This window comes from Nocardiopsis coralli (assembly GCF_014892575.1).
Classification (GTDB): Bacteria; Actinomycetota; Actinomycetes; order Streptosporangiales; family Streptosporangiaceae; genus Nocardiopsis; species Nocardiopsis coralli.
Map to the genome: position 1 here is coordinate 190,131 of NZ_JADBGI010000002.1, position 14,657 is coordinate 204,787.

Sequence of the window (14,657 nt, forward strand, 5' to 3'; positions counted from 1 at the left end):
TACGCGCGTTCGGTCTCGGGGCCGTCACGTACGTGCACCGTCCCGTGGTTCCCCGGCCGCACGTGGCTCGGCACCGATCGTCTGGCGCTCCCCCGACACCCGCGCCACCTCGGTGGACAGCTCGCGCGCGGCGCGGCCGGCCCGGACCGACAGGGCGGCGACGGTGACGGATCCGATGAGAACCGCACCGAATAGGACAGCGAGGACGATCATGCCTCCAACCATATCCCGTCCCGGGTCGAGTACGCCCCACCCCCGGATGAACAGCTGGGGCTCACGTGGGCGACGAAGCGGTCTCGACCTGTTCCGACGGGGTTTGCACCGAGCCGTAGTGCCCGAGCGCGCGGGCGGCCTCGTCGCGTACCTCCCGTGCCAGGGACCCCGGGGACACCACGCGCCCCTCCGGTCCCAGGAGCAACGCCAGGCGCGCGATCCAGGCGGGGGCGGGGGTGCGCAGGGTTGCGCGCACGCCCCCGCCGGGCAGGTCGGTGACCGACTCGCACACGTACTCCTCGGTGACCCAGCCGGCGCCGGGTTCCAGGTCGAGGGTGATGACGGCGTCGGCCTCGGAGCGCTGGAGCACGCCCCGGGACAGGTCGCGCCGGGTCACCCCCTCGGGGATCTCGGCGGCGAAGGGCAGGACCTGCAGGTCGAGCACCCGGTCGAGGCGGAAGAAGCGCACGTCCTGGCGCAGCCGGCAGTACCCCTCCAGGAAGGTGTGGCCGCCCTCGACGACCAGGCCCATGGGGTCGACCTCGCGGTCGTCGACGCGGTCGAAGTACCCGTGCAGGTAACGCAGGTGCAGGCGTTGGCCGTTGTCCAGGGCCCGGGAGCAGGCCGAGCGCACCTGTTCGGCGCGGGCGTCGTCCTCCACACGCACGTCGACGGAGTCGGCCAGTCGGGCCACGGCGGTCCCGGCGGCCTCGCGGAGCTTGCGTGCGACCCGCTGCAGGGCCTCGCTCTCGGGCACGCCGCTGCCGTCGAGCTCCTCCAGCAGGGACAGGCCCACGACCAGGCTGGCGGCCTCGTCGGCGGTCAGGCGCAGGGGTTGGGCGAGGGTGTCGGCGTTGGCGATGATGATCTCGCCGGACTCGCGGGCGGCGTCCAGGTCCACGTCGATGAGGTCGCCGGGGGTGTAGCCGGGCAGGCCGCACATCCACAGGAGCCGGAGGTCGTCGACCACCTGCTTCTGGGTGAGGCCGAAGTGGGCGGCGACCTCCGGAACGCGCACGTCCCGGCCCAGCGCGTAGGGCACGAGCATGAGCAGGCGGCGCAGTTGGTCGGAGGAGCGGGGCCCGCGCCCGGACGAGGACCCGGCTGCCGCGGGCCCGGGTGCGTCGGGGGCGGGGTCGGGCCCGGGTTCGCGTTCGGCGACGGCGGCCAGGTGCTGGGCCACGGCGGTGCGGGCCTCGGCGGGCTCGAGCACGGCGACGTCGGACCCGTGGGAGGCCACCTTCCCCACGAGGGCGTTGAGGTCGGTGTAGGCGAGCGTGAGGGTGTCCCAGCCGGAGCCGTCCCCGCGCTCGCCGGCCACGACGCGCTGAGCCTGCCTGCGCAGCCCGTGTGCGGTGTCGGTGCGCACGCGCAGTCGGGCGGTGCGTTCGGGTTCGCTGCGGTGTGCGGCGGCCACCGAGCGCAGGTCCACGCCCTCGGGCACCTCGACGGCGGGGCCGGTGGTGAGCACACGGACCGGTCCGCGGACCCGGCTGAGGCGGAAGACCCGTCGTGCCCCGCGCAGTCGGTCGTGGCCGACCACGTACCAGTGGCCGCGCAGGTTGACGATGCCCCAGGGCTCCAGTTCCCGGGCCTCGGTGTCGGCGCGGCCGGGTTTGCGGTAGTCGAAGGCGATGGGGCGGCGGTCGCGCACGGCCTGCCAGACCGGCCCGAAGGCGGGCTCGTCGGTGCGCATGGCGGGGGTCAGGCCCGGTGCTGCGTCGGGGTCGACGGGGACACCGGCGGCACGGAGCTTGAACAGGGCGTCGGAGGCGGCCGAACCGAGGGAGGCGTGGCGCCAGGCGCGGGCGGCCAGTCCCAGGACGAGGGCCTCGTCGGGCAGCAGGGCGATCTCGGCCAGTTCGTACTCACCGCGCCGTACCCGGTAGCCGTCCTCGCCGCTGAAGGCGTCGCCGGTGCCGACCTCGATGGGGATGCCGCTCTCGCGCAGCTCGTGTTTGTCGCGCTCGAACATGCGCTTGAAGGCGGACTCGGTCTCGACCTCCGTGTAGCCGTGCACCGTCTCGCGGATCTCGTGGGCGGTCAGGTACCGCCGGGTGGACAACAGGCAGATGACGAGGTTCAACTGCCGTTCGGTCTTCCTGCGCGACATGCGACGCACCCGCTTTCCGCCCGTGTTCCGACCTGTGCGTGAACCGCCGGGGAGCCCGGGCGCGCCTTGCCCGGGTGCGGTTCAGCAATGACGGTACCGTGCCGACCATGATCCGGTGGCGCCGTGGCGAAGTTCGTCAGATCCTCCCTTCGTGGCCCGGTGTGGCCCTGTGTGTGGTCTCCGTCAGCACACGCCACGACACCGGGGGCGGCGCCTCCCCCACCTGCCGTGCGCTGGCCTACACGACCCTGGTGGGCACACCCGAGGTGGGTGACACGGTGCTGCTCAACACCGGGGCGCTGGACCTTGGGCTGGGCACCGGCGGGTACGCACTGGTGGTGGCGGTGCCCGACCGCCTCCCGGCCGATCGCGAGGGCCCGGGCCACCTGGTCAAGGCCCGGTACACACCCGTGCAGGCCACGGTGCAGGGCGCCGACGAACAGGGATCGCCCCACCACGAGACGCTCTGTGAGGCCTCCGGGATCGACGGGATGCCGGTGGTGGTGGCCGACCTGCACTCGGCCCTGCCGGCGGTGGTGGCGGGTGTGCGGGCCGAACGGCCGCGGACCCGGATCGTGTACGTGATGTCGGACGGCGGGGCGCTGCCGGCCGCGTTCTCCCAACTGGTGGCGGCTCTGCGGGGGCACGGTCTGTTGGCGGGGTGTGTGACCACGGGACAGGCCTTCGGCGGCGACCTGGAGGCGGTCACTGTGCACTCGGGCCTGCTGGCGGCCCGGCACGTACTGCGCGCCGACCTCGCAGTGCTGTGCCAGGGGCCCGGCAACCTGGGGACCGGCACGCCCTGGGGGTTCTCGGGGGTCTCCTGCGGTGAGGCGGTCAACGCGGTCGCGGCCCTGGACGGCCGTGCCGTGGCGTCGCTACGGGTGAGCGAGGCCGATCCGCGTCCGCGCCACCGTGGGGTGTCCCACCACAGCCTGACCGCCTACGGGCGTGTGGCGCTGGCCCCGGCGGAGGTCGTGGTTCCGGATCTGCCCGGCGCGTTCGGCGAGCGGGTGCGCGATCAGGCCTGCGACCTGGGGGCCCGGCACACGCTGGTGCAGATCCCGGTGGACGGGTTGGAGGAGGAGCTGCGGGCCCTGCCGGTGAAGGTCTCCACGATGGGGCGGGGACTGGAGCAGGACCGGGCGGCGTTCCTGAGCGCGGCGGCCGCCGGTCGCCACGCCGCGCGCCTGCTGCTGTGAGGGCTCAGGCCCTCCTGCGGGGATCTTGCTACCAGAGCCGACTTCAGCGCCGATATCGGCTCTGGTAGCAAGATCCCCGAGTGGTCCCATTCACGCTCTAAGCGCGAAGGAGGGCGTCGGCCGCGGAGGCCTGGCCCGGCACGACGGCGCGGCCCTGGTCGTCGACCATGTGCGGGGCCGGTTCGTCGAAGAAGGCACCGGGCCGGAACATCGCCAGTGAAGCCGGGTCGGCGCGCACGCCTTCGTCCACCCGCACCGACCCGGGCACGAACACGGTCCCGTCCCCGCAGGTGACACCCCAGGCGCGGCCGGGTCCGGCGGAGACGATCTCACCCGGGGCACCTCCGGGCACGTCGCTGAGCGTGCCGTCGCACAGGGTCACCCTGGCGTCCCCGAACATCACGAACGCCCCCGGGTAGGGCTCGGCGAGGGCGCGCACCATCCGGTCGACGTCGCGTCCGGCGGCGCTGAGGTCCAGGAGCCCGTCGCTGGGACGGCGGCGCGGCCAGACCGAGGCGTGCCCGCTCTGCGCGCGTCGGGGCGCGGTCCCCGCGAGCAGGTCGTCGAGGTGGTGGACCAGGAGTTCGGCCTGGATGTGCCCGACCCGCTCGTACAGGCCGGTCGCGGTCACGTCGGGGTCGACCTCGAACCAGCGCTGGTCGACGACGTCGCCGCTCCCGGGGTCGCCGCCGTCCAGGTGGAAGAGGGTGACGGCGCTGGAGCGCATGTCGCGCAGGATCGTCCAGGGGATGGGGGCGCGCCCGCGGCCCACCGGCAGGGGCGCGGGGTGCAGTCCGACCGCGCCGAGCGGCAGGGCCTCGAGGACGGGTTCGGGGATCTGCTGTGACCACCCGGCCACGACCATGAGGTCGATGCCGTGGGCGGTCAGGGCGTCGCGGGCCTCGTCGGAACCGACGTCGGCTGCGCGCAGGTGGGGCACGCCGTGGGAGCGGGCGAGGTCCTCGTAGTCGGTGTAGCCGCAGCGGTGGGCGAGTTCGGCCGGGTAGGACACCACCAGGGAGGGCGGCCGCCCCTGCGCGCAGAGTTCCTCCAGGGCCGGGACGCCCAGCCGGAGTCCGGACACGTAGCAGTACCGACGCTGCATGGTTCCCCCTCGCCATCCCTGAAGCGTGGTCCGACTGTACGTACCGCGCCGATACGGGGGCGCCCGGACACGCGGACGCCCCCGCCGGTCGTGGCGGGGGCGTCGGCGCAGGCGGGAAAGGGCGTCACTCCTGCCCGGGGTCGCCCTCCTCGGGCATGAGGCCCTCGAGGTCCTCGGGGTCGATCTCGCCCTCGGGCATCCCCTCCGGCATGCCCTCGGGCTGCTCGGGCATGTCCTCGGGGTCGGGCTGCGGCGGGTTCTCGACGGCGTCGAGGATGTCGACGACGAAGACGAGCGTGCCGGTGGGCGTGCCCATCCCGGTGTCCTCGTCGCCGTAGGCCAGGTCCGGCGGGACAACCATGAGCAGTCGGCTGCCGACCTTCTCGCCGACCATGCCCTCGTCCCAGCCCTCGATGACCGCACCGCCGCCGATGTTGACGTCGAAGGGGGTGCCGCCCTGGCTCCAGGTGGAGTCGAAGACCTCGTTGCGGCCCTCCTCGTCGGGCTCCCAGGGCACGCCCGTGTACTGGACGATGACCTGCTGGCCCTCCTCGACCTCGTCGCCCTCGCCCTCGATGAGGGGTTCGACGGTCAGGTCCTCGGGCGGGTCGGTCTCGGGAACGTCGATCTCGGGCTCGGAGTGGCCCTCCTGGACGACGGTGGGCAGGTCGTCCCCGCCGTCCTCGGTCTGCTCACCGGGCACGACGGCGCCGGCGCCGAAGCGGTCCATCAGGTCCAGGACCAGCACGGTGGCGCCCTCGGGCACCTCCTGGCCCATGGACTCGGCCTGGGTGCGCTCCTCCTCGCTCAGCGGAGGCATGACGTAGACGACGCGGCTTCCGACGGGCTGGTTGACCATCGGGGAGGCCAGCTCGTCCGGCATCTCCTCCATGCGGATGAGGTCGGGGGCGCCGGTCTCGTAACTGGCCTGGTCGGGGTCGAGCTCCTCACCCTCGCCGGCGGCGGACCACTCGTACTGGGCGAAGTTGGCCACGACCAGGTCGTCGTTGCGGACGAGGCCGTCCTCGCCCTCGCCCTCGTGGACGACACCGGAGACCTCCTCGTCCGGCGGTTCCATGTCGGGGAAGGTCACCTCGGGCTTCTCGCCGATCTCTCCGGACACGGCGGGCAGCCGCTCGTCGGTCTCGTCCTCCCCCATCTGGAGGAAGGCGGGGGTACGCCAATCCTCGGGGATGGATCCGCAGCTGGAGACCGTCAGGGCGATGGCGGTCGCCGGCACCGCGAGGGCTACAGCACGTCGGTGCATGAGTCACAACCTCTGATTTCGGGCCTGGGACAGGGTCACACTACCGAATACGGGGAGTGCGGCCACCCCGCCCGCCGCGCGGGCACGGCCCGGGCATGCCGCGGCCCCGGGACGCGGAGCGCACGCACCCGGGGCCGAAGGCTGTGACCTGCGGTCACATACCGGCGATGAGCTTGTCGACCCGTTCGTCGACGGCCTTGAACGGGTCCTTGCACAGCACGGTGCGCTGCGCCTGGTCGTTGAGTTTCAGGTGGACCCAATCGACGGTGAAGTCGCGCCGTTGTTCCTGGGCCCGCCGGATGAACTCGCCCCGGAGCTTGGCCCGGGTGGTCTGCGGTGGCACCGACTTGGCCTCGAAGATCTTCAGGTCGTCCACCACCCGGTCCATCTGGCCGCGTGCCTGGAGCATGTAGAAGAGCCCGCGGTCGCGATGGATGTCGTGGTAGGTCAGGTCGAGCTGGGCCACACGCGGCGAGGACAGCGACAGGTCGTGCTTCTCGCGGTAGCGCTCCAGGAGCAGGTACTTGGCGACCCAGTCGATCTCCCGGGCGACGGGTTCGAAGTTCTGGGTCTCGACCGCCTCGATGGTGCGCTGCCACAGGTCGAGCACGCGCTTGCCGGTGGCGTCGGTGCCGTGGCGGTCGACGTAGGTCTGGACCTTCTCCAGGTACTCGCGCTGGATCTCCAGGGCGCTGGCCTCGCGCCCGTTGGCCAGGCGCACCTTGCGGCGCCCGGTCATGTCGTGGCTGACCTCGCGGATGGCCCGGATGGGGTTCTCCAGCGTGTAGTCGCGCATGACCACACCGGCCTCGATCATGCGCAGCACGAGGTCGGTCGAGCCGAGCTTGAGCAGCGCGGTGGTCTCACTCATGTTGGAGTCGCCCACGATGACGTGCAGGCGGCGGAACCGTTCGGCGTCCGCGTGCGGCTCGTCGCGGGTGTTGATGATGGGCCGCGACCGGGTGGTGGCGGAGGAGACCCCTTCCCAGATGTGCTCGGCCCGCTGGCTGACGCAGTAGAGCGCACCCCGGGGGGTCTGCAGGACCTTGCCTGCCCCGCAGATGATCTGCCGGGTGACCAGGAACGGGATGAGGACGTCGGCCAGGCGCCCGAACTCCCCGTGCCGCCCCACGAGGTAGTTCTCGTGGCAGCCGTAGGAGTTTCCGGCCGAGTCGGTGTTGTTCTTGAACAGGTAGATGTCGCCGGCGATGCCCTCCTCGTGCAGGCGCTGCTCGGCGTCGACCTGCAGGCCTTCGAGGATGCGCTCACCGGCCTTGTCGTGGGCCACCAGGTCCACGAGGTTGTCGCACTCGGGGGTGGCGTACTCGGGGTGGCTGCCCACGTCCAGGTACAGGCGTGCACCGTTGCGCAGGAACACGTTGCTGCTGCGCCCCCACGAGACGACCCTGCGGAAGAGGTAGCGGGCGACCTCGTCGGGCGACAGCCGGCGCTGCCCCCTGAAGGTGCACGTGACCCCGTACTCGTTCTCCAGCCCGAAGATGCGTCGTTCCACGCGGCCTCACCAACTTCCCGTCCCGAAGGTGCCGGCGGCGGGGCCGCGCCGTCCGCACCCACCCGGTCGGTGCGGTGCCGGGGCGGCACCGCACCGCATGCGTCGTCCTCAGGTCACTCCTCGTCCCCGCCGTCGGCCTCCGGCTCGTCGGTCGCGGCCCGCCCGGTACCGGCGCGGCCCTCCTCCAGGAGGGTGCGCAGCCGGCGCCCGTGGACACGGCGGAACTTGCGGTGTTCGCGGGCGCGCTCCAGGACGGCGACCTCGAGGTTGCCGGCCTCCAGCTCGCGCTCGTCACCGTTCTCGTGCGCCAGGGCGCGCGTGGCGGTGTTGAGCGCCGTGGCCAGGGGCGCGTCCGCGGCGAAGCGGTCCTTGAGTTGGTTGGACACGTGCTCGGAGGAGCCGCCCACGGCCACGAACCCCTGTTCGTCGACGATGGTGCCGTCGAAGTTGATGCGGTAGATCTCGTCGTCGGCGGCGCTCTCACCGACCTCGGCGACGAGGATCTCCACCTCCCACGGCTTGAGGCTCTCGCTGAAGACCGTGCCCAGGGTCTGGGCGTAGATGTTGGCGAGCTGGCGTCCGCTGACGTCGCGGCGGTCGTACTGGTAACCGCGCACGTCGGCGAAGCGCACCCCCATCAGACGCAGGTTCTCGAACTCGGGGTAGCGGCCCACGGCGGCGAAGCCGATGCGGTCGTAGAGCTCACTGATCTTGTGGAGGGTGCGGGACATGTTGTCGGCCACCATGAGGATCCCGCCGTCGTACTGCAGGACGACGGCGCTGCGGCCCCGCGCGATGCCTTTTCGCGCGTAGTCCGCCTTGTCCTTCATCTGTTGTTCGGGGGCGACGTAGAACGGCATCGACACCGCGGATCGTTCCTTACCTGGTCGGGAGAGTTCTGACGTGGGAGCCGGGCGGTCAGCTCAGCGGGGCGGTGGGCCCGTCGGGATGGGCCGCACGCCCCTCGACCACCTCGGTGGCCAGACGCTCGACCTCGTCGACGGCCACCCGCCGGTGGCCGTCGTCGGTGATGACGTCCACGAGGGGGAAGATCTTTCGGTGCAGGTCGGGGCCGCCGGTGGCCGAGTCGTCGTCGGCCGCGTCGTAGAGCGACTCCAGGGCGGCCTTGACGGCGTCGGTCTCGGACAGGTCGTCGCGGTAGAGCTTCTTGAGCGAACCCTTGGCGTAGACCGAACCGGAACCGATGGAGTGGTAGCGGTGCTCCTCGTAGCGTCCGCCGACGGCGTCGTAACTGAAGACGCGCCCCTCCTCGGAGCGCTCGTCGTAACCGATCAGCAGGGGGACGACGACGAAGCCCTGCATCGCCATGCCCAGGTTGCCGCGCACCATCTGGGCCAGCTTGTTGGCTTTACCTTCCAGGGAGAGGGCGCGCCCCTCCATCTTCTCGTAGTGCTCCAGTTCAACCTGGTAGAGGCGGGCAAGCTCGATCCCGATCCCGGCCGACCCAGCGATGGCGACGGCGGAGAACTCGTCGGTGCGGAACAGTTTGTCCATGTCCCGGTTGGCGATGACGTTGCCCTGGGTGGCCCGCCGGTCGCCGGCCAGGACCACTCCCCCGGGGAAGGTCAGCGCGACGATGGTCGTCGCGTCGGGGGTCATGTGCTCACCCGCGTTCCGGTCGGGCAGGTCGTGCCCGGGCAGTGACTCGGGGCTGACCGCACCGAGGAACTCGGTGAAGGACGATGTCCCCGCACTCATGAACGCGGCGGGCATCCGTCCGCCCTCGAACCCTTCGAACACGCGTCTCCCTCCACTCGCGCCCCGCCCTCCGAGAAGCAGGGGGTGCAGGCGGGGCGCCTCTGGTCCTTGTGTGTGATGCCCGGACCGGCCCGGCGGTCCGGTGGGAACGACATTAGGGCATGCCCGGCGGATCCCTGCTCCGCCGCGCCTCCGCCGCGCACGCCCCGGACTACTGTCCGCCCTTCTGCACGAACTGGCGCACGAAGTCCTCGGCGTTGTTCTCCAGGACGTCGTCGATCTCGTCGAGGATGTCGTCGACGTCCTCGTCGAGGCTCTCGTCGCGCTCGGTGGCCTCGGTGGTCGCCTCGGTCTCCTCGACCTCTTCCTCGCGACGGGATCCGTGCTTCTGACCGCCGTTGTCCTTGGTCGCCATGGCTTGCTTCCTCCCGTTCGGGGCTCTCGCCCTTATCTTGGCCCAACCTTGAGCGGCTCAACCCCCTTCCCGGGGCCCGATACGCGCTAGTTACTCGAGAGCGAACAGGCAGCGGGACCGGTGGCCCGCGCTCCCCGGACCCTGGTCCGCGGCGGGCGCGGAGGAACGGGCAGCGAGGGGGCTCCACGGGGCTACTGGCGGGTCACCCTGACTGACCTCCGGGGTTACGCGTACGTGTCGGAGCCGTCACGGATGGCACCCGATTCCATGGCCGCATCCGGCCACAGCTTTCCCTTGACCCACACAGTCCCCGTCTGAAGGTGTTCCGAGTTCCCCCGGAAAGCGCGAGGTCAGGAAAGTCACGACTTGTCCCCACAGAATGTCATTCATCGGATGTCTCGATCATTCCACACGATCTTGAACGATGCTCCGAGTCAGCGGGCTTTCGCTGTGCAGGATGCGCACTTATGGTGTGGGCTCGTTTACCGGTCGTCTCGGTGAACACCCCCAGGAGCCCCACCCCCGGGGCTCCTTCGGGGCCGGCCGTCCCCCCGGTCGGCCGCCCCGAGAACCCCGTACATACCCCCGAGGAGAGTAGGGATCATGCGACCCTCCCCCATCATCTCCGCGATCGGCACCGGCGCCCTGGCGCTGGGCATGTCGATCGCCGTCGCCCCCAGCGCGGGTGCGACCACCCTCCCGGCCGAGCCGACCACGGACGACGTGGCCGCCACCATGGAGGAAGCGCTCGAGCGCGACTTCGGCCTCACCCCGTTCGAGGCCGAGGAGCTCCTGGAGGCTCAGGACGCGGCCATCGACATCGACGCGGAGGCCGCCGAGGCCGCCGGTGACAGCTACGGCGGGTCCGTCTTCGACGCCGACACCCTCGAGCTGACCGTCCACGTCACCGACGCCGCGGCGGCCGAGCAGGTCGAGGCCGCCGGTGCCGAGGCCGCTGTCGTCGACCACGGCCACGAGACGCTCGCCGGTGTCGTCGAGGAGCTCGACGCGGCCGGCGGCGCCGACGGCGTCGTGAGCTGGTACCCGGACGTCGAGAACGACACGGTCGTGGTGCAGGCCAACGACACCGACGCGGCCCAGAGCCTGATCGACAGCGCCGGCGTGGACACCGCGGCGGTCGAGGTCGAGCAGACCAACGAGACGCCCGAGCTCTACGCCGACATCGTCGGCGGCGACGCCTACACCATGGGCGGCGGCCGCTGCTCCATCGGCTTCGCCGTCACCGACGGTTCCGGCAACGAGGGCTTCGTGACGGCCGGCCACTGCGGCACGGTCGGCACCTCCGCCGAGAGCGAGGACGGCACCGGTTCCGGTGTGTTCGAGGAGTCCATCTTCCCGGGCAACGACGCGGCCTTCGTCGCGGCCACCGACAACTGGGACGCGACCAACCTGGTCAACACCTACGACGGTGACAACCAGACCGTCGGCGGTTCCGACGAGGCCCCGATCGGTTCGGCCATCTGCCGTTCCGGTTCCACCACCGGCTGGGAGTGCGGCACCATCGAGGCCCGCGGCGAGTCCGTGAGCTACCCCGAGGGCACGGTCGAGGACATGACCCGTACCGACGCCTGCGCCGAGCCCGGTGACTCCGGCGGCTCCTTCATCGCCGGCGACCAGGCCCAGGGCATGACCTCGGGCGGTTCCGGCAGCTGCTCCGGCGGCGGCACGACCTACTACCAGGAGGTCGCCCCGGTCCTGGACACCTGGGGCCTGGACCTGGTGACCAGCTAGGACGCCTCCGGCGCCCGACGTGCACCGCGCCCCCGTCCGCACCTGCGGGCGGGGGCGCTCGTGTGTACGGGTACAGCGCGGCGAGGCCGGGGTTTCCGGTGTGTGGCGCCCGCCCGGGCCGTGACCCAGGACGGTGTCCGCTTCCGGCCGCGCTGCACCCCTTGCGCCCGGGCCTCCGGTGCGTTGGGTGAGCGTTCGGCATCAGAACGCTGAGGTGGTGGGACGTCCGATTACCGAGCGCCATGGAAATGGGCTCACATCCCGGAACCCGCGTCCCGTTACTGAATGATGTCGGGGAATACGGGTCTTTCCGTGATCACGGTGTCGACCTATAGTCGGGAATCGTTTACCGAGTGTATCGGTGAACTTCGAGTCCGGGCACCGCCCGTTCTCGGACGCGGGGCCGGACCCGTCGGGGGTGCGGCCCGCGAATCCCCCGCTCATCCCCCTTTGGAGACAGGGCACATGCGACCCTCCCCCGTCATCTCCGCGATCGGCACCGGAGCCCTGGCCCTCGGCATGTCCGTGGCCGCCGCTCCGACCGCCGGCGCAGCACCCGCACCGCTGACCCCCGCCCCGCAGGCCGAGGCCACCACCATGGCCGAGGCCCTCGAGCGCGACCTCGGCCTGAACACCGCCGAGGCCTCCGACCTCCTCGACGCCCAGGACGCGGCCTTCGAGACCGACGCCGAGGCCACCGAGGCCGCGGGCGAGCACTACGGCGGCTCGCTCTTCGACACCGACACCCACACTCTGACCGTACTGGTCACCGACGCGGCCGCCGTGGCCGATGTCGAAGCAGCGGGGGCCGAGGCCTCCGTGGTCGAGCACGGCCTCGACGGACTGGACGAACTCGTCTCGGCCCTGAACGGCGCCGGCGCCCAGGAGGGCGTCGTCGGCTGGTACCCCGAGGTCGAGAGCGACACCGTGGTGATCGAGACCCTAGAGGGTGCGGACGCCGACGTCGGTGCCCTGCTCTCCTCGGCCGGTGTCGACGCCGCCGACGTGCGCGTCGAGACCACCTCGGAGGCGCCCGAGGCCTACGCCGACATCGTGGGCGGCATCGCCTACACCATCGGCAGCGGCACCCGGTGCTCGATCGGGTTCGCGGCCGAGGACTCCTCGGGCAACCCCGGGTTCGTCACGGCCGGGCACTGCGGGACCACCGGTTCCTCGGTGAGCGTCGGCAACGGCAGCGGCACCTTCGACCAGTCGATCTTCCCGGGCAACGACGCCGCGTTCGTGCGGGGCACGTCCAACTTCACCCTGACCAACCTGGTGAGCCGGTACAACACCGGCGGCAGCCAGACCGTCGGCGGCTCCACCCAGGCGCCGATCGGTTCGCAGGTGTGCCGTTCGGGTTCCACCACGGGCTGGCACTGCGGCACCATCGAGGCCCGCGGGCAGTCGGTGAGCTACCCCGAGGGCACCGTCACCGACATGACGCGCACGACCGTGTGCGCCGAGCCCGGCGACTCCGGCGGTTCCTACATCTCCGGTGACCAGGCCCAGGGTGTGACCTCCGGCGGTTCGGGCAACTGCTCCTCCGGCGGCACGACCTACTACCAGGAGGTCAACCCGATGCTGAACTCCTGGAACCTGACCCTGAGCACCTGACCTCCGGGTGGTCGGCTCTCCCCCCCGCCGACCACATGAAGGCGCCCCCGCCCGTGCCCTCTCGGCACGGACGGGGGCGTCGGCGTGTGGTCTCAGCCGCGGCCGGTGAGCACCGACACCAGTTCCTCTGCGGTCTCGGACTCGTCCAGCAGCCCGCCGACGTGCTCGCGGGTACCGCGCAGGGGATCGAGCGTCGGGACCCGCTGCAGGGAGTCGTGGCCGGGCAGGTCGAAGATGACCGAGTCCCAGGAGGCCGCGGTCACCGAGTCGGCGTACTTGGCCAGGCAGCGGCCGCGGAAGTAGGCGCGGGTGTCCTCGGGCGGCTGGGTGATGGCCCGGGTCACCTCGCTCTCCTCCAGGAGGCGGCGCATCCGCCCGCGGTGCACGAGCCGGTTGTAGATGCCCTTGTCATCGCGCACGTCGGAGTACTGCAGGTCGACCAGCTGCAGACGGGGGTGGGACCACTCCACCCGGTCGCGGCTGCGGTAACCCTCCAGGACCTTGAGCTTGGCGACCCAGTCGAGCTCATCGGCCAGGTCCATGGGGTCCCTGCCCAGGGTGGCCAGCACCCGCTCCCACCGGTCGAGCACGTCGGCGGTGTCGGCGTCGACGTCGGCGCCGTAGCGGTCCTCGACGTACTTGCGGGCCTGCTCGAGGTAGGTCCACTGGATCTCGAGCGCCGTCATCCGCCGGCCGTCGCGCAGCCGCACAAGGTGGGTGAGGCCGGGGTCGTGCGAGATCTGGCGCAGGTCCTGGACGGAGGTGTCCAGGGTCAGGTCGTGGGAGAGGAACCCGTCCTCGATCATCGACAGCACCAGCGCCGTGGTGCCGAGCTTGAGGTAGGTGGAGGTCTCGCTCAGGTTGGCGTCGCCGATGATCACGTGCAGGCGCCGGTAGCGGTCGGGGTCGGCGTGGGGTTCGTCCCGCGTGTTGATGATGGGACGCTTCAGGGTGGTCTCCAGCCCGACCTCGACCTCGAAGAAGTCCGCGCGCTGGGAGAGCTGGAAGCCGGTGCCCGAACCGTCGGCGCCCAGGCCCACCTTGCCGCCCCCGCACACGACCTGGCGGGAGACGAAGAACGGGATCAGGTGGCGGACGATGTCGCCGAAGGGGGTCGCCCGGTCCATCAGGTAGTTCTCGTGGCAGCCGTAGGAGGCGCCCTTGTTGTCGGTGTTGTTCTTGTACAGCTGGATGGGGTCGATGCCCGGGGTCGCCGCGGCCCGGGCCGCGGCGTCGGCCATGACCCGCTCTCCGGCCTTGTCCCAGAGCACGGCGTCGCGGGGGTTGGTCACCTCCGGCGCCGAGTACTCGGGGTGGGCGTGGTCGACGTACAGCCGCGCCCCGTTGGTGAGGATGACGTTGGCCAGGCCCAGGTCCTCGTCGGTGAGCTGGGTGGGGTCGGCCACCTCCCGCGCCAGGTCGAAACCGCGCGCGTCGCGCAGCGGGTTCTCCTCCTCGAAGTCCCAGCGGGCACGCCGCGCCCGAGCGGCCGAGGCGGCCAGATAAGCGTTGACCACCTGTGTCGAGGTGACCATCGCATTCGCCCCGGGATTGCCTGGCACGGAAATGCCGTACTCGGTCTCGATACCCATGATCCGCCGCACACTCATGGTGAGAGGTTATCCGCCACGGGCCGGTCTTGAACGCTTCGGCGGTAATTGTGGCCCAAGTGCCGCCTTCTCGGGCGTTTCGTCCACGCATCCGCACACACCGAGGGGCCGGCCCGATTCGGACCGGCCCC

At 71.3% G+C, this 14,657-nt stretch carries 12 protein-coding genes; 3 read left to right on the forward strand and 9 right to left on the reverse strand.

The window, feature by feature from the left end; translation table 11 throughout:
• Window positions 1–24 precede the first annotated feature (24 nt).
• Both IDM40_RS02770 and IDM40_RS02775 read right to left on the reverse strand, forming a co-directional pair.
• A complete protein-coding gene (locus IDM40_RS02770; RefSeq protein WP_193120289.1) occupies window positions 25–213 on the reverse strand; it encodes a hypothetical protein in 189 nt (62 codons plus the stop codon).
• A gap of 61 nt (window positions 214–274) precedes the next feature.
• Window positions 275–2,326 carry a helix-turn-helix transcriptional regulator gene (locus IDM40_RS02775; protein WP_193120290.1) on the reverse strand — a complete coding sequence of 684 codons (2,052 nt, stop codon included), beginning with the start codon at window positions 2,324–2,326 and terminating at the stop codon, window positions 275–277.
• A 107-nt stretch (window positions 2,327–2,433) separates the two neighbouring features.
• Here IDM40_RS02775 and IDM40_RS02780 point away from each other — a divergent pair, with 107 nt between their 5' ends.
• Window positions 2,434–3,528, forward strand: coding sequence for a DUF3866 family protein (locus tag IDM40_RS02780; RefSeq protein ID WP_193120291.1), 1,095 nt, complete (start codon window positions 2,434–2,436; stop codon window positions 3,526–3,528).
• A 97-nt stretch (window positions 3,529–3,625) separates the two neighbouring features.
• Here IDM40_RS02780 and IDM40_RS02785 read toward each other — a convergent pair whose 3' ends face one another.
• The 6 genes from IDM40_RS02785 to IDM40_RS02810 form a co-directional block, all read right to left on the reverse strand.
• Window positions 3,626–4,633 (reverse strand): methionyl-tRNA formyltransferase, encoded by a 1,008-nt coding sequence (locus IDM40_RS02785; RefSeq protein ID WP_193120292.1) that lies wholly within the window; start codon window positions 4,631–4,633, stop codon window positions 3,626–3,628.
• 124 nt (window positions 4,634–4,757) lie between these two features.
• Window positions 4,758–5,900: an FKBP-type peptidyl-prolyl cis-trans isomerase gene (locus IDM40_RS02790; protein WP_193120293.1), complete on the reverse strand. Its 1,143-nt coding sequence runs from the start codon at window positions 5,898–5,900 to the stop codon at window positions 4,758–4,760.
• Between the two features lie 154 nt (window positions 5,901–6,054).
• The gene (gene pafA / locus IDM40_RS02795; RefSeq protein WP_193120294.1) at window positions 6,055–7,413 is read right to left on the reverse strand and encodes a Pup--protein ligase; all 1,359 of its coding nucleotides are present in this window, start codon (window positions 7,411–7,413) and stop codon (window positions 6,055–6,057) included.
• Window positions 7,414–7,526: 113 nt separating this feature from the next.
• Entirely contained in the window at window positions 7,527–8,279 is a 753-nt protein-coding gene (gene prcA / locus IDM40_RS02800; protein WP_193120295.1) for a proteasome subunit alpha, read from the reverse strand.
• Between the two features lie 52 nt (window positions 8,280–8,331).
• Window positions 8,332–9,174 carry a proteasome subunit beta gene (gene prcB, locus IDM40_RS02805; protein WP_193120296.1) on the reverse strand — a complete coding sequence of 281 codons (843 nt, stop codon included), beginning with the start codon at window positions 9,172–9,174 and terminating at the stop codon, window positions 8,332–8,334.
• A gap of 169 nt (window positions 9,175–9,343) precedes the next feature.
• The gene (locus IDM40_RS02810; protein ID WP_017611944.1) at window positions 9,344–9,547 is read right to left on the reverse strand and encodes a ubiquitin-like protein Pup; all 204 of its coding nucleotides are present in this window, start codon (window positions 9,545–9,547) and stop codon (window positions 9,344–9,346) included.
• A gap of 603 nt (window positions 9,548–10,150) precedes the next feature.
• Here IDM40_RS02810 and IDM40_RS02815 point away from each other — a divergent pair.
• The gene (locus IDM40_RS02815) at window positions 10,151–11,299 is read left to right on the forward strand and encodes a S1 family peptidase (protein ID WP_193120297.1); all 1,149 of its coding nucleotides are present in this window, start codon (window positions 10,151–10,153) and stop codon (window positions 11,297–11,299) included.
• Between the two features lie 465 nt (window positions 11,300–11,764).
• On the forward strand, window positions 11,765–12,916 hold the full coding sequence (locus IDM40_RS02820) for a S1 family peptidase (RefSeq protein ID WP_193120298.1): 1,152 nt from the start codon (window positions 11,765–11,767) through the stop codon (window positions 12,914–12,916).
• Between the two features lie 92 nt (window positions 12,917–13,008).
• Here the strand turns inward: IDM40_RS02820 and dop are convergent, their stop codons facing one another.
• A complete protein-coding gene (dop, locus tag IDM40_RS02825; protein WP_407939925.1) occupies window positions 13,009–14,526 on the reverse strand; it encodes a depupylase/deamidase Dop in 1,518 nt (505 codons plus the stop codon).
• Window positions 14,527–14,657: the final 131 nt, after the last annotated feature.

Excerpts from the sequence above, each read along its gene's own strand:
- IDM40_RS02770 (WP_193120289.1), bottom strand. The coding sequence starts at position 213 with ATGATCGTCCTCGCTGTCCTATTCGGTGCGGTTCTCATCGGATCCGTC.
- IDM40_RS02775 (WP_193120290.1), bottom strand. The coding sequence starts at position 2,326 with ATGTCGCGCAGGAAGACCGAACGGCAGTTGAACCTCGTCATCTGCCTG.
- IDM40_RS02780 (WP_193120291.1), top strand. The coding sequence starts at position 2,434 with ATGATCCGGTGGCGCCGTGGCGAAGTTCGTCAGATCCTCCCTTCGTGG.
- IDM40_RS02785 (WP_193120292.1), bottom strand. The coding sequence starts at position 4,633 with ATGCAGCGTCGGTACTGCTACGTGTCCGGACTCCGGCTGGGCGTCCCG.
- IDM40_RS02790 (WP_193120293.1), bottom strand. The coding sequence starts at position 5,900 with ATGCACCGACGTGCTGTAGCCCTCGCGGTGCCGGCGACCGCCATCGCC.
- IDM40_RS02810 (WP_017611944.1), bottom strand. The coding sequence starts at position 9,547 with ATGGCGACCAAGGACAACGGCGGTCAGAAGCACGGATCCCGTCGCGAG.
- IDM40_RS02815 (WP_193120297.1), top strand. The coding sequence starts at position 10,151 with ATGCGACCCTCCCCCATCATCTCCGCGATCGGCACCGGCGCCCTGGCG.
- IDM40_RS02820 (WP_193120298.1), top strand. The coding sequence starts at position 11,765 with ATGCGACCCTCCCCCGTCATCTCCGCGATCGGCACCGGAGCCCTGGCC.
- dop (WP_407939925.1), bottom strand. The coding sequence starts at position 14,526 with ATGAGTGTGCGGCGGATCATGGGTATCGAGACCGAGTACGGCATTTCC.